This is a genomic window from Paenibacillus sp. G34 (genome assembly GCF_056856875.1).
The window spans coordinates 6,400,670-6,415,225 of record NZ_CM166469.1 but is presented as its reverse complement, the minus strand read 5'-3'; the positions used below and the strand labels follow the sequence as shown (position 1 = coordinate 6,415,225).

The following is a 14,556-nucleotide window of genomic DNA, read 5'->3' as shown; positions in this document are numbered from 1 at the left end:
GTATGAACCTTTATTGTTAAGGGAGTTATCGCGAAAATTTACGTTTATTTACGTAATTATGCAACTTTTTGGGATCTAAAGTGTTTAGTATATAAGGAGTAATATGATTTTGGCTGTTTTTGCGTAGGAAATGGAATCTCGAATCTCGCAATAGTCGAGAGCATGATTGATAGAACACGGGATGGAGTGCCATTCTGTTGTATATAAACGTCGGTTCCCGATTTGGTTCGGGAGGCGGCGGTGTGCAAGGCTATATTGTGAACATGCAACAAGCATGGGAAACGCGAAGTACCATCGGTCTTCCATGTGATAACTTGGGCGGCAGTCAGGGTCTTGATGCGTGACAACGAAGGGGAGAGGATCACGATGGGATTGTTTGGAGACGATTTTTATTCAACCAAGGTATCAAGACGCGCCGAACCTGAACAGAAAGGCAAACTTCAGATCATCCGCCCGGGAGGCGGAAAACGCGCACGTGATCGCTGGAGCAATCCGCGTAGATCACGCTCGGAATTCAGTTCTACCGTCAAGGTAGCTGTGATCAGTTCGGTGATTAGCTCCATCGTGACGGTTACGCTGTTCAGCTTCATCAGCCAGCCTGCAACGCAATTACCTCTGGCGAATGCGGCAGGTCAAGGTAGTGGAACTGCACAGACCGCACAGGTCGCTGATCCTTACGACCGCATCATCAACGCGGCGGCAGAAGTACGTCCTTCTGTTGTCAGCATCGTGAATCATAAAACAGGCAGTAGCCTGTCGATGGAAGATTCCGCGCTGGGGTCCGGGGTTATTTTTAAAAAAGAAGATGGCAAAGCCTACATTATGACCAATCACCACGTCGTGGAAGGTGCCAGTGATCTGGAGATCGTGACGGTCGACGGGGAAACACATAAAGCCAAACTGGTAGGTAAAGACCGGGTGAGTGACATCGCGGTACTGTCAACGGACGACAAAGGCCTCGGAGCGGCGGCAGAAATCGGTGATTCCAGCAAGTTGCAACGCGGCCAAACGGTACTGGCAATCGGTAATCCACTGGGTCTTGGCGGTACGCTGACATCGGGGATCGTTAGTTATACGGATCGGATTTTGCCCGTATCGATTAATCAGGATGGGGTATACGACTGGGAGCAAAACGTTATTCAGACGGATGCAGCCATTAATGAAGGAAACAGCGGCGGAGCACTGGTTGATCTGAACGGCAAGGTTGTAGGCATCAACACGATGAAAATTTCGGATACCGGCGTTGAGGGTCTCGGCTTCGCTATTCCGATGAACGAAGTGATGAAAACGGTGGATTCCCTTTTGCTGAACGGCAAAGTATCTCGTCCTTATCTTGGCGTGTACACCGTTGATCTGAGCAATCCATATGCTCCACTGGATGATGATCAGCGCAAGGACCTCAAACTGCCATCCCACGTGGATAGCGGTGTAGTCGTACTGGAAGCTTCCGGCCCGGCATCCGAGGCAGGCATGAAGCTGAACGATGTGATTACGGAATTTGATGGGCAAAAAATTACCTCCACGCTGGACCTGCGGAAATTCCTGTACGATAAGAAAAAGATCGGCGATTCAATAGAGGTCTCGTTCTATCGGGATGGCAAAGCGGAGAAAGTGTCTGTGAAGCTGACGGATAAGCCGGAGTAAGGCTTGCGGAGTTTATGAAGTTTGTGGGGCTGTGAGAGTGGGGTATGATGTGCAGATTGTTCACTGGAATGATCATATGTCATAGAACATGGTCATACTGATAAGGTGATCATGAGATAAGATGAGAGTAGAGAGAGTGATCAGAATATATCTGACCACTCTTTTTATGTTCATGGGGCATGAGGTAGAAGCTGAAGGTAGGGACAGGATACAACTATATAAGTTGAACTATTCTTTTACACGTTAACGAAGAGGACAGAAAAAACCTGGAAAAGCGAAGCGCTCGCCTGAAAGCTTTCTGCAAGAAAGCTACATCGGAAGCATACGCTTATCACCGGATTTTCCCTTTGGAAAAGAGAATTAAAAAAAATCTGGGGATAACCGCTACTCTCCAGGTTATTCTGTCATCGGAGTGGACTGTGTAAAATCTTTAGTTCAATTTAAATAGACAGAAAGACTTGGAGCGAAAGGCGCAGATACATTTGTTCGCCTGTATGGTAAACTGTTCTTAATGTGTTTACATAGATCGTTGTTGCAAATAACAGCTGGATAACGTGTGATCTGGCTAGCTAATCTGAAAATGGAGGGATTCGGAGATGAATCTATTGAAGAAAAAGGTACTTGGCGGAACAGGGTTGGCATTATCGATGCTGTTGCTATCGGCTTGTGGATCGGAAAGCACACCTGCTGCATCTGTAGATACGAGCGCGTTGCAGGAGAAGATTGCTGGGCTGGAGAAAAAGCTGACTGAACAAGGAATCAAAAGCGATGAGCAGGCACAGAAAATTGCTGCACTCGAGAAAAAGTTGAATGAATTTGATACAGCTGGCGTTGTCGGACAAGGTACAGGTGGCAAGGCACCAACAGCTGTAGGGAACAACGGTTCTGCTGGAAAAGGGGACGGTGTGCTGATTACATTTGCCCAGTATGAGAAGCTGGAGGTCGGCATGAGCTTAGAAGATGTCATTGACATCCTTGGCGGCGAAGGTGAAGCACTGAGTGAAGCGGAGAACATGGTCGTGTACAACTATAAAGGTACAGCTGGTAACGGCGGCAACGCGGTAATAGCTTTTCAAGGCGGCAAATTGCTTACGAAGGCTCAGTCAGGATTGGAGTAGGCTGGGAGCTGAGGGGTAGTGGTAAGTATACGGACAAGATCAGTGATCGAGCAAAGGTAACGACAAGGGTAGAGTAAGGATATTGATGGCCGCATGGCTGATTGAGCATCTTGATGCATCAAACTACACCACGCGCCAGGCAAAGCAGATAAGGATAGACAAGTACGAAGAGTGGTAGGTAAAACACTTAATGTAAGGATCAGGGACAAGGTTAGGATAGAGCAAAAGCGTGGGATTAGCTTAAATTTAAAATTAAAGTCGAAGCATTCCAGCAAGGATACCTGACTGAGGTGGGGATCGTTGAGGGGATGCTTTTTTATATGCGGTGGTGTGCCTTGATAAGGTGGATGAGCGGGATTTAGTTAGAAGCTAGGCTGAAGGCAATGAGAGAACGTGGGTGATATAGAGCAAGAATAGCAGGGGATTAGATAAGTCGGAGTAACATTCTTAAGTGTGTGCATGTACATGTGCATTGCTATCTAGGAGTTGTAGGTTAAATTTTGGGTTTTTGTGTTTGGTAAGACAGGAAAGGGAAAGATATATCTGCCTATGCTAAGAGGAAGGCCATTTCAGTGCAAGAGAGGCACGTTTTTGCACGGATCTGCGAGGTGGGGGTTTCTTTTCCGCGGCAGGTGTGATAGAACTGAGAAGTGGCTATCCTGTAATGGGATAAGCGGTTGTGAATCGGGAACATAGCTGGTGACAGAAAGGATGCTTGACGGATGTACGTTGTATGCAAAGAACACGTGGACATTGCCATCGACATGTTTGTGGATGAATATGAGGACGCTCCGGATATCGTGGATCTGAAGGAGACGGAATTTGCCGACTGGGACCCGCCTGCCAAATGCGCTGAGTGCGATCAGCACGCGGAATTCCTTGTCGTTTAGCGTACTGTAGAGCAAGCCGCCAGGGGTGCTATTGGATGTTGCTATGAGATGTCGTTGTGCATGGCGTAGTAGCGTAGCGTTAGTGCTTCTAGCGTTAGACTTGGTTCGATCCGGTATGAACATCACAGCAAGGTACAGAAAGAGCGTGTTGAGCGCTCTTTTTGCATTTGTGGGAAGTGAGCGGCTGTGGCGTGGGAATTTGTGCTGGCGCGCGAATGGGCTGGGACAAGAGGTAGAGCGCAGAGAATGAACGTGGTAAGAGAACAGGCAGCGGGAAGGCTGGAATCCACTCGAATGAAAGTGACAAGAGAATCGCATGGACTTGAAATTGAAAATTAGCGAGTTTTGAGTGGTAAGAGAAAGGGTGACTGCAGAACTTTGCTAAGGTAAGTGTGGAGCGGCAAGGCGTAGCGTAGGCATCGGCATGTAAGAGCTGGGGAGCGGTAAAAGCAGAATAGGATAGAGCTTTGGGTGGTGATTGAGGGCGTGGTTGGCGAGTGCGAATTGTAACGATCATGAGAGAGCTTATTTGGGGAGAATGAGCATGGTTGAAATTCTAACGATCCGTAGAGAGCTTATTTTGATAAAATTGCTTCAAACAGGGTGAAAAATGCACAGTTTGTTTGGCGGAAATAGCGTCATCTGTGATCGTTAGATTTTAAAAGTGGGCAATTTGTGCGAAATAAGGTTTGTGGTGATCGTTAGAGTTTTGTGCGTAATAATGGAGTGGCTTTGCTTGATGCGGGTAACTTTATGCGGCATTCTAAAAGCCACCAAATATAAAGAGGTAGAGGTGTATACTAACGATGAATGCAAACGATGCTTAACCATTGTACATAACGTGCAAGGAAATGCAGAATATGCTGTGAGTGAAGTATTTGAGGTTTAGAGTAACTTTAGCTAAGCATATGAACCATGATGAATGGTGCGATTGAAGCATTTGGATTAATAGATCGGTTGTGTGAGAGAACAACGACTCGGGAGGAATATCATATGTTGATTCAAATTATTGGCGTAGGCAAATTGAAGGAAAAATATTTAACGCTGGGCATTCAGGAATATGCCAAGCGGCTCGCCCCGTACATCAAGTTTCAGATGATCGAGGTCGCAGACGAGAAAGCGCCCGATACCCTGAGCGAAGCTGAGGTAAGGGCGGTAAAAGAGCGCGAGGGCGAACGCATCCTCGCGCATGTGAAGAGCGAGGCGCATGTTGTCGCGCTCGCATTGGATGGCCAGCTCTGGAGTTCCGAGGAGCTGGCTATGGAGATCGACAAGCTCGGTACGTATGGGACGAGCCATGTCGTTTTTGTCATCGGAGGAAGCCATGGGCTCTCCGATGAGGTGCTGCACCGCGCGAAGCAGCGCTTGAGCTTCGGGCGCATGACCCTGCCGCATCAGCTTATGCGGCTGGTGCTGGTGGAACAGATTTATCGCGCAGTGAAGATAAATCGGGGTGAACCGTACCACAAGTAGGGCGAAAGGTGGATTTGTCAAGTATTAAGGTGCTTTTTACCTAATAGAGATAGTAATTAATTAATTATCTGTGTTAAAACGAGTATTGTAAAAGCAACTTCAGTTTTTGGAAACCCAATCGGTTACGATTGGGTTTATTTTATTTTAAAGGACAAATTTCAACATTTTATGGTAAAATTAACTTACGCAAATCACTAAATAAACATGAGTAGCATGTATTCTTCCAGCATTTATATTTTGATTAGGAAAAAATTAAGTATGAGTAAAATGAAAAGGAAAAAAATCCATTTTCTTGATCGTTCAGATTTCATGAAAATTGCTGAATTTTAGAATGTACAGAAATTTAATTGTATATAAAGACTAAATAATATTGGAGGTAACATTATGTATTTAAAGAGTTTTAGAATCAATAACAAGTAGGGCGAATTTCTGTTGATTTATTATCGATTGATAATTTAATATTTAACAGTAATTTCTTTATATGTTAGAAAGCTAGAGCAAAAAAATTAATACAGAATCAGAGATTTAAAGCGATATACTCAAGATAAGTTAAAAAGATTAGAAAGAGGGTATAACTGAGAAAATGAAAAAACTATTAAGAATAATTAATTACAGTACTTTTAAGAACTTCACTCTAAGAAATACAGACTGGGATGGATCGTTTAAGAAAGTAAATTTAATATATGCACCAAATGGTAGTGGAAAAACAAGTTTTTCACTATTATTTGAGTCCTTAAAAGGGAATAATGAATTGATCTTAAAAAAGAGAAATCTTGATGCTGAAAGTAATCCTGAGATCGTTTTTTTAAGTGAAGATAATAAGGAAATTAAATTTGAAAATGAAACGTGGAACACAAAAATTGATAATCTAGAGGTCTTTAACAGCTTCTATCTAGAAGATAATGTATATAAAATATCTCTATCAAGTAATGATAGTAATCAGGCATTAATACATAATATCTTCGAACTTGAAAAACTAGAGGAATTAAAATATGAAGTAAGCTTGGTAAATAAGGAACTAAAAGAAACCTCAAAAAACGTCAATCAATCGATAGAGTTATTAAGAATAAAAAAGAGAGAACAGAATATAAATATTGAAGAGTATATTAATAAAGCTAACGAGAATAAAAACAAGCACTCAGAAGTTAACTTGAAACTAAAAGTAACTTTAGCCAAAGCTAATGAGGTTTTTCGAGATGAGTTGGCACTATATAAAGATTCAATTAACAAATATTTGATTAAATTTAGTAATCAATTAAAGATAAGATCTGTAGGGATTATAATTGGTGTTAATTTTAAAATTAGACATTTTATTTATGATATAGAGATTAACGGTAAAGTGATAAGAATCAGCGATAGAAACCATGTTTCTTTAAAATATTATTTAAGCGATGGAGATAAAAATGCATTAGCTTTATCATTCTTCTTATCTAAATTTGAATTGATGGATAATAGTGGTGATTATATAGTAGTTGTAGATGATCCATTTACAAGTTTCGATACTCACAGAAGATTAACTACAATTAAGGAGCTAGTGAAACTTTCACGAAAGGTCAAACAATTACATATACTTACACATGATTTACACTTTGCCAATGAGTATATAAATAACGACAGAACAGAAGTGCTGAAACTGCAAATAAAAACAGAGAATGGAGATAATGTATTAAAGTATATTGATTTTAAAGCGGAGCTGTTAACAGGTCTAATGAGGGATGTGATAACGTTGCATAACTTTTTAGATCATGGAACTACCGATAACTGGCATCGCATTCAAATAGCTCGTTCTATAAGGCCTTCAATTGAAGGAATATTTAGGATAAAGTTTTTTAAGAATATAGGACCTAACGATTGGCTGGGAAATTTCATTGAATACATTAGAGATTCGGAAGAGCATTCACCTTTTTATAGATTAAAGTCACACTTAAGTAAAATAGAAGACATTAATGATTATTCGAAAGGTTTTCATCATAGCAATTCTCCGTATGAGGAGGAACAAATTAATGAACAAGAATTAAGAGGTTTTGTACAACAAACATTACAACTTATTGAAATAATTTAGTTAAAAATATCGCATGCATTGTTTATTGTTGATAAAGTACTTAAAATCAAAATAGTTGAAAATTAGAAAATTATTCATTATAATTTTGTTTATGAAGACAATTGGACTCGATTCCTGAACCTTGCTTACATGCAAGGGCCTGGTGGCTTACCGATCTTGATCGGGATTCGGGTCCAATTGTCTTCTTTATTATTTCAATCGGAATATCGAAAATAAATGAGAAGTAATGTTGTAAAGGTTCATGGATTGTGAGAATTTAGCGTAAATCATCGTTTGAAAAGAAATTCGCTTTTAAGATGATACCGTGAACCGTATCATAAATAAAACAAATTTCTTACTGACTTTTTCGTGCAGAAATTGCTAGGTATACATTTTTCATCTTCGATAAAATCAACTTGAAGGGAGGGAATACGATGGATTGGTTGGATAGGATGAATCGTGCCATGGAATATATCGAGACAAATCTGGCAGACACGATTTCATTTGATGAAATTGCACGTAGAGCCTGTTGCTCTACCTATCATTTTCAAAGAATGTTTCCATTTATTACGGGCGTATCGGTATCGGAGTACATTCGACGTCGGCGATTGACATTGGCGTCATTTGAGCTACAGACAACAGATTTCAAGGTGATTGATGTTGCGATGAAATATGGATACGATTCGCCGGAGGCGTTTGCACGAGCCTTTAAAAATCTTCATGGTATAATGCCTACATCTGCAAGAGATACAGGTGTTTCTCTGAAAGCCTATCCTCGAATGTCCTTTCATATTTCAATTAAAGGGGATGTCGAAATGAACTACCGTATTGAGCAAAGAAAGTCTTTTGAGATGTTTGGAGTGTATGGATTAATAAATGCAGATCAGAAAACAGCATTCTCAGAAGTTCCTCAATTCCGTAATCAATGTGACGATGATGGAAGCGTTGAGCTTATGAACGATTTGCTGGGGCGTTTTGGTGACACTATGTTACACGCCGCCCTTTACGATCACACTAAAGAATCTTTCAAATACATGATTTGTTATCATGTACCGAAAGGTCTTAAAATTCCGGAAAGATTCACAACACTTTCTGTCCCTGCATTAACATGGGCAGTTTTCCCAGAGCCTGAATGTGATGATCTGCAAAAACTATGGGTACGTATCTATTCGGAGTGGTTTCCGACATCTGAATACGAACAGGTGGAGGGCCCGACTTTCGAAATGTATTACGGAATGGCACGACATGGGAATACTTCAGGAGAGATTTGGATACCTGTGAAGAAAAAATAGCACTCTTATGCGAGTGGAATTCAGGGTTGACGGAGATGACAACATAAAAAATCTTGATCAATAAAGGGTCATCCCCACAAAGGATGGCCCTTTAACTTGTCGTTAAAAACAGCACGATGAACCGTATTATAAGTAGGTCGAAGTTTTGGGCTGAGAAGACTACAGAATTAAAAGTGATTGTTTGGTTTTGGTGCGCATAAACAAATGAAATGAAACTATCTAAAATATGTTGGTTAGGGTAATTGCAATTTGCTTTTACGTAATGTAAAATTACTCGACGGTAAAAACATGGAAGGGGTGGGAGTATGAGGTGGAAACAGGAGACTTACATTCAGTCGACTTGCGTAATTTCATATTTCCATTCCATTAGAACACTAAAGCATTTATTGCTTTAGTGTTTTTATTTTATGGGGGTGTAAAAATTGTCAAGGTACAAGAGGGTTCTCGTTAAGCTAAGTGGTGGAGCAGTAGCAGGTAACTCTGAATTTGGTTTTGAGCCGGAGATGTTAGATCATATTGCAGATGAAATCATGTCAGTTGTAAACTTGGGTGTTGAAGTGTCGCTGGTTATAGGTGGGGGCAACATTTTCAGAGGTAATATGGCAGAAAGCTGGGGGATAGAAAGGGCAGAAGCTGATAACATTGGGACGCTTGCGACTGTAGTAAATAGTTTAATGCTTCGTGGAGTTCTTAAAGCCAAAACCCAAAAGGAAGTACGAGTAATGACGGCAATACCTATTACTTCAGTTGCAGAACCATATATTCGTCTAAGAGCAGTCCACCATCTAGAAAAAGGCTATATTGTAATTTTTGCAGGGGGGAATGGTCAACCTTACGTTACAACAGACTATCCTTCAGTACAAAGAGCCATCGAGGTTAATTGTGATGCTTTATTAGTTGCAAAGCAAGGGGTTGATGGTGTTCTTAATGCAGATCCTAAATTGGATAAAGATGCAAGGAAATTCCGTTCACTTCACTACAACGATGTATTAAAACACAACTTAAAGGTAATGGACCAATCGGCTTTCATTTTAGCAAGAGACTACAATCTGCCCATGCACGTGTTTAACTTCGATCAACCAGGATCGATGAAAGAAATTTGTGAAGGTAAGAATAACGGTACGATAATTAGTGGCGAATCAGTATTAGAGCTGGAATGAAGGATGTTAGAAATGCTACTCCCCTTGATGTAGCGGAATGATATTTCCATAAAGGAAAAAGATATAAACACAAGCCCACTCTATCCAAGGAGTGGGTTTGTGTTTATATTGATTTGTATATTTGTGGATTTGTCTTCCTCACAAGGTATGTCTGGTACATTGAGTATAGATCAGGGAGCTGATCTAAATAAAATAAAGAATTTATGAATCGTCTCGAGCGTCAACCATATAATCGGGATATCTATAGATTAAAGTCATTTAAGCTGGCACAAGTGCCAGCTTATTATTTATTAAAACTAAGTTCCAACAACCTAAAGAAGACATCGGTGAACTATCTTGACGTAACTGCTTTTTTGGTTTAACTAAGGTATAACTACCACCCATGTAAATCAATCAAAGCCTCTATACCGCTCAGTGGAAAAGAGGCTCTTCACACAAAAAAAGATCCAGTCACCCAAACGAACTGGACCCTCAACAACAAACTAAATCACAAACTCAACACTACCATTCTCGCTTAACTCAAACGGACCTGGTGTAACACCTGCATCGGATTTCTTTGATCCGAAAAAGTCGGAGTCCAAGCGATAGGGAGTGCTGTCGGGTTCCTCGTACTTCATATCGGCGTGATACGTTTTTCCGAGCAGGTCGGTGGTAATCACGATCGCAGAGGTGCCCCGAAGCAATTCGGGCTCATTGATCTGAACGTGCACCTTACCTAGTGCAGGATCAACCTCAATGTTTATGCTCTTCTGTGAATGTATCTTCGCATCGGATTCGTGATGACTTGGAACCGCATGATTGAGATATACATTGCCACCCATAGCTACTGGAAGAACGGCGTTTCCTATAAAGAAATCCTTCGCGGCATCACCAAGCTCCATAAGCTCCTCTTTGGTGTATTCCCACCACTTTTTATCTTTCACATTCGGATGTTGATCGTAGCCGCCAAGTCCCACAGTATGCAAATAACAAATGGAATCGTCCGGCACACCATCCATGGCCGTCTTCCCGTCCTCTCCAACAGTATCCCTTGGTTTAAGGGGAAGATGCTCAAAGAAGGTGATCGGAATAGGTTCCTTATTTACATCGGCGTCGTTATCACCCAAAAAGATATTGTTGTAATATCTGTCATCGCCCCCCGTGATATTGGAGTATCCAGCCATGGCTGTCTCGTGAGGGAAATGATATGGCGTGATTCTGGTAATCTCGGAACGAACAACAAATCGGCCTGCAAATAAATTATGGGCAAACGCTCCGCCCTGGGCCATATTTCTGAAATTCATAGGGGAGAGAAATAGATTGTGATCGACCATATATGGACCATGACACACCTCAACGAAGAGGTCTTCTGAAATGTTGTCAAAAAATACATTGCGGCTGATCCGGGTGCCCTGTGCCTGCCAGTCAAGCCAAAGCGCGCGGTAACAGCTGTACATTATGTTTTCGTTAATTTGACTATCCAGTGCAGCATGAAGTTTAATCCCTGCAACTTCAGCACCGTGTCTGAGCCGTTTGTGATGAATATTATAAATACGGTTTTGATAAATGTGGCTGAAAGCCGCTCCCATATGACCCACAATACCTGCCTGCTCACAATCATGAATTATATTCCCTCGAACGATGTGACTACCGACTCGATCTTTATGCCAGCCGGAGCGTAATGCGCGTAAAATAACCTCCTGCTCCCGTTGGGTCCCGCCTTTACTACGCTTTTCCATAGCGTTGGTGTGACCTGTACCCATTTCGGTACCCAGGCTAATACCAACACATTTGGATTCACTGATTATATTGTTTTCAATAATCCATCCCTTGCTCCAGTGAGGTCCGACCAAACCTTCTTGGTAGTCCGTAGGTGGCGCCCATTGAGGTGAAGCTTGACGAAGGGTGAAGCCACTTACGGTTATGTAGTTCAATCCTGGCTTCTCAGGCCAGAAGCAATAAGGACGCACATTAATCTCTACATTTTCCTTACGAGGATCTTTTCCGCCAAAATTAGCCCAGATTTTTGTTGTGGTAGAATTCACTTCGGCGTACCATTTCAACAGCGAATCCTCGGAATACTTGGCTTCAGGCCAAACCTCCGGATTGTGAACGCTTTCAATACTATTGCATTCATACAATGATTTTCTATCCAAATATACATCGCCGAGGTGAACCGGAAACGGCCCGTCGAACAACCAGTCCCCACTGAGTTCCACCTCAAAGGGATTACGAACGGAAAAGATGGAATTCAGTACTTCTGTGCTCCAGACGTCATTTCCTTCAGACTCCCAATCGGTAACCCGCTCAGCGCCTGTAATGACGACTTCCCCGTCTCCTGCGGATCGATACACGATTCGATGCTCTGCTGTCCCTCCATTCGCAGGGTTAACCCATTCCCTGTATACTCCCGCATGAACAATAACTGTATCACCAGCCATGGCATGTGCCGCAGCGCGTGATATGGTACGAAGGGGTTGATCGGCTGTTCCTTTTCCTTGATCATTCCCATGGTTGGATACATGATATTCCATAACAACTCTCCTTCTATTTTAAAATTATTGTTGTATTCCGTTATTATACTAGAAAATTAATGTAATGGGAGAGACAGGAAGATGGATGTTTTATGAACAGCTGCTCTGGTGACAATGATCTGATGGAGATGACCCTGAAGAAATAGAGAAGCCACTCCAATCTTTGGAGTGGCTTCTTACTTGGCTATTATGTTGCATTCGTCTATTCATATGGTGAACCGCAACCATCTTATCTTCTGCCTAGTGTCTCCCAAATTCCTTGGAGCCAGGAGTCGAACTCAGCGTCCTTGTCGCCCTCGTAAGTATCATAGAGATCCAGACGTGTCTTTTGCAGTTTTTCCTTGAATTCCTCAAATGTGTGACCTTCGGGAAGGCTTTTTTTGATCCGCAGCAAAATTTTGTTCGTACCTTTAAACAGCTCACCTTTGTTTTTGGCAGGCATTTGTGCATCTTCACCCAAATGTTTGAGCTTGAGATATGCGGCCTCGCGCACTTGAAACACTTGATCATTTTTCAAAACATTCTGCAGTAACTTAATGGTAGGTTCTGTGTCCCAGTTCCCCAATTCGTTCACCGCGTTCAGTCTGTCTCTCCAGCTTGACGTTCGATTAGCCGCTCGTTTGAGCTCTTCAAAGTTCTCTGGTAGTCCGTTAACTGCTTCAATATCATGGTTGTTCGTCAAAATTCAATCTCCTTAATCATCGCCATCTGGCAAATGATGAATGTTATTTATGTGATCACTATTATAGCACGAACCTGACTAAACTACTCCTATGAAGCCGATTGCTTAGCCATATTATTAACCATGTACACCCAACCAATCAATCCACATAAGACAAATCCGAACGCGTGTAGAGCTCCATAAATGGGAATAAAGTCGAGTATGGTTAAGGAGTACATATTTTTCAGTAACGGATAGAAGATGGAAATGACAACAACCGTGTAAAAGGATAGACAAGAAAGGCCTAGGAAAAAGGATGCCTTCATATTTAAAGCGTTTTTTCTCAAGTAAGCCAGGAGATAAGCGGTATAAACCACAATATTACAGGCGAACAAAGCGACACCAACGTACTCTATTGGCTTGGAGAAAATCATCCCAAAGGCAATCAACAAAGGTCCGATAATATCGATGGCAACCACCCAGGGATACCAGCTTTTTTTCGTCATAATCCGTCCCAGTGCGCCAATGAAAATCGGAACAATCGCAGATGAGAAATGAAAGTGAACCGAGCTTAACGCGTGTGTTGCCACATTAGCATTGAAGAGATCCACTTGATATTGATATAACGTAAACCACATGCCTCCGATAAAAAAATAAACGAGTCCTGCACCAATTGCTATTTCCGCTGCTTTTCCTTTTGCCATCATAATCGTAATCAAGCCATAGATGCCAAGCAGTAATGTGAACAGTAACCAACCTAGGGAGAGCAAGCCTGGTGTCGCCGTGCCTGCGAATCCCCGCATCTTATTGCTCATGACGGAAAATAGGGTAAGAAGCGCGGCCGGATATTGAAGCCACTGCATAAGAACATAAACCACTCGTTGCTGTCTATTCTTTGCATCATATCTCAAAAGCAAAATCACAAGAGGTACAATGACAAATGCCGCAAACAGCAGAAATTTTTCAACAAGCTGGAATTGGAAGTAATCCAAATAAAATATAAGAATTGTCATGATTCCACCGGGAATCACAGGCATTAATAATGGCATCATTCGTTGCTTCAGAGAACGATTCATGACGGCCCCTTTCTAAGCTAAGTTTTTCGTATATAAGGCCCACATTCGGTTATGTAGCATTCTTTAGGATAGACAGGCAATGCTCGTTTAAGTTTAACATATATATTTGCCAATATATTGTTCTTGGATTTCTTTCCCGAAGTACTGCTGTGTCTGAGATCGTGGTATCTTATATTCGTCCAAAGAATTAAACGGTTCAACGAAAAGGGGAGATTTCCGTCGAACAGCAATTTTTGAATACAATCGCGATCGAATTTAAGAACAACCAGAAGGTGCTGAATGCCATCGGAGACGAGACTCGGCAGGCGATCTTAATGGCCTTGATCAAAGGACCGCAGAAACCCGGCATGCGTGTGGGTGAGATCAGAGTGCAAACACACCTCTCCCGGCCTGCTGTATCGCACCATCTGAAAATACTGAAAGAAGCGCAGATTATTAGCGTTCACAAAGAAGGAACGCGTAACTTTTATCGGCTAGATGCCGGAAGCAAGCTGAAGTCGTTGAAAAACTTAGTGAGCGAGATTGATAAACTGTTTGAATATTGCGAGGAACCAGGCACAGAATCATGCGGAGAAATGTACCACAAGTAAACACAAAGTCATCGTTAACTGAACCCTCTAGTAACAATTGAACGTTTTGGGAGCTGGTTTACTGGTTCGTTTTAAGCAGTGATCTGACACAGCCAAAC

The 14,556-nt window shown here is 42.0% G+C and carries 13 protein-coding genes; 10 read left to right on the top strand and 3 right to left on the bottom strand.

What is annotated here, in order from left to right; translation table 11 throughout:
* Positions 1–197: 197 nt before the first annotated feature.
* The 9 genes from AC1VYS_RS28825 (at position 198) to pyrH (ending at position 9,618) form a co-directional block, all read left to right on the top strand.
* On the top strand, positions 198–344 hold the full coding sequence (locus tag AC1VYS_RS28825) for a hypothetical protein (RefSeq protein ID WP_482912505.1): 147 nt from the start codon (positions 198–200) through the stop codon (positions 342–344).
* Between the two features lie 22 nt (positions 345–366).
* Positions 367–1,644 (top strand): S1C family serine protease, encoded by a 1,278-nt coding sequence (locus AC1VYS_RS28820; RefSeq protein WP_154890313.1) that lies wholly within the window; start codon positions 367–369, stop codon positions 1,642–1,644.
* A gap of 596 nt (positions 1,645–2,240) precedes the next feature.
* A complete protein-coding gene (locus tag AC1VYS_RS28815; protein ID WP_482912504.1) occupies positions 2,241–2,762 on the top strand; it encodes a hypothetical protein in 522 nt (173 codons plus the stop codon).
* 722 nt (positions 2,763–3,484) lie between these two features.
* On the top strand, positions 3,485–3,652 hold the full coding sequence (locus AC1VYS_RS28810) for a CxxH/CxxC protein (protein ID WP_090923561.1): 168 nt from the start codon (positions 3,485–3,487) through the stop codon (positions 3,650–3,652).
* Between the two features lie 186 nt (positions 3,653–3,838).
* Positions 3,839–3,991 carry a hypothetical protein gene (locus AC1VYS_RS28805; RefSeq protein WP_482912503.1) on the top strand — a complete coding sequence of 51 codons (153 nt, stop codon included), beginning with the start codon at positions 3,839–3,841 and terminating at the stop codon, positions 3,989–3,991.
* A gap of 654 nt (positions 3,992–4,645) precedes the next feature.
* The gene (gene rlmH / locus AC1VYS_RS28800) at positions 4,646–5,125 is read left to right on the top strand and encodes a 23S rRNA (pseudouridine(1915)-N(3))-methyltransferase RlmH (RefSeq protein WP_482912502.1); all 480 of its coding nucleotides are present in this window, start codon (positions 4,646–4,648) and stop codon (positions 5,123–5,125) included.
* A gap of 583 nt (positions 5,126–5,708) precedes the next feature.
* Complete coding sequence (locus AC1VYS_RS28795) at positions 5,709–7,187, top strand: AAA family ATPase (RefSeq protein WP_482912501.1); 1,479 nt, start codon at positions 5,709–5,711, stop codon at positions 7,185–7,187.
* Positions 7,188–7,600: 413 nt separating this feature from the next.
* Positions 7,601–8,458 carry an AraC family transcriptional regulator gene (locus tag AC1VYS_RS28790; RefSeq protein ID WP_482912500.1) on the top strand — a complete coding sequence of 286 codons (858 nt, stop codon included), beginning with the start codon at positions 7,601–7,603 and terminating at the stop codon, positions 8,456–8,458.
* Positions 8,459–8,880: 422 nt separating this feature from the next.
* The gene (gene pyrH / locus AC1VYS_RS28785; RefSeq protein WP_482912499.1) at positions 8,881–9,618 is read left to right on the top strand and encodes a UMP kinase; all 738 of its coding nucleotides are present in this window, start codon (positions 8,881–8,883) and stop codon (positions 9,616–9,618) included.
* A 482-nt stretch (positions 9,619–10,100) separates the two neighbouring features.
* Here pyrH and AC1VYS_RS28780 read toward each other — a convergent pair whose 3' ends face one another.
* The 3 genes from AC1VYS_RS28780 to AC1VYS_RS28770 form a co-directional block, all read right to left on the bottom strand.
* Positions 10,101–12,131, bottom strand: a complete 2,031-nt coding sequence (locus AC1VYS_RS28780) for a hypothetical protein (protein WP_482912498.1) — start codon at positions 12,129–12,131, stop codon at positions 10,101–10,103.
* 229 nt (positions 12,132–12,360) lie between these two features.
* The gene (locus AC1VYS_RS28775) at positions 12,361–12,813 is read right to left on the bottom strand and encodes a HEAT repeat domain-containing protein (protein WP_482912497.1); all 453 of its coding nucleotides are present in this window, start codon (positions 12,811–12,813) and stop codon (positions 12,361–12,363) included.
* A gap of 89 nt (positions 12,814–12,902) precedes the next feature.
* Positions 12,903–13,844, bottom strand: coding sequence for a YndJ family transporter (locus AC1VYS_RS28770; RefSeq protein ID WP_482934447.1), 942 nt, complete (start codon positions 13,842–13,844; stop codon positions 12,903–12,905).
* A gap of 236 nt (positions 13,845–14,080) precedes the next feature.
* Between AC1VYS_RS28770 and AC1VYS_RS28765 the strand changes: the two genes are divergently transcribed.
* Positions 14,081–14,458 (top strand): ArsR/SmtB family transcription factor, encoded by a 378-nt coding sequence (locus AC1VYS_RS28765; protein ID WP_482915155.1) that lies wholly within the window; start codon positions 14,081–14,083, stop codon positions 14,456–14,458.
* The last annotated feature ends 98 nt before the right edge of the window (positions 14,459–14,556 follow it).

What these genes read in the sequence shown, in the direction of transcription:
- AC1VYS_RS28820 (WP_154890313.1), top strand. Translation starts at nt 367, where the DNA reads ATGGGATTGTTTGGAGACGATTTTTATTCAACCAAGGTATCAAGACGC.
- AC1VYS_RS28815 (WP_482912504.1), top strand. Translation starts at nt 2,241, where the DNA reads ATGAATCTATTGAAGAAAAAGGTACTTGGCGGAACAGGGTTGGCATTA.
- AC1VYS_RS28810 (WP_090923561.1), top strand. Translation starts at nt 3,485, where the DNA reads ATGTACGTTGTATGCAAAGAACACGTGGACATTGCCATCGACATGTTT.
- rlmH (WP_482912502.1), top strand. Translation starts at nt 4,646, where the DNA reads ATGTTGATTCAAATTATTGGCGTAGGCAAATTGAAGGAAAAATATTTA.
- AC1VYS_RS28795 (WP_482912501.1), top strand. Translation starts at nt 5,709, where the DNA reads ATGAAAAAACTATTAAGAATAATTAATTACAGTACTTTTAAGAACTTC.
- AC1VYS_RS28790 (WP_482912500.1), top strand. Translation starts at nt 7,601, where the DNA reads ATGGATTGGTTGGATAGGATGAATCGTGCCATGGAATATATCGAGACA.
- AC1VYS_RS28780 (WP_482912498.1), bottom strand. Translation starts at nt 12,131, where the DNA reads ATGGAATATCATGTATCCAACCATGGGAATGATCAAGGAAAAGGAACA.
- AC1VYS_RS28770 (WP_482934447.1), bottom strand. Translation starts at nt 13,844, where the DNA reads ATGATGCCATTATTAATGCCTGTGATTCCCGGTGGAATCATGACAATT.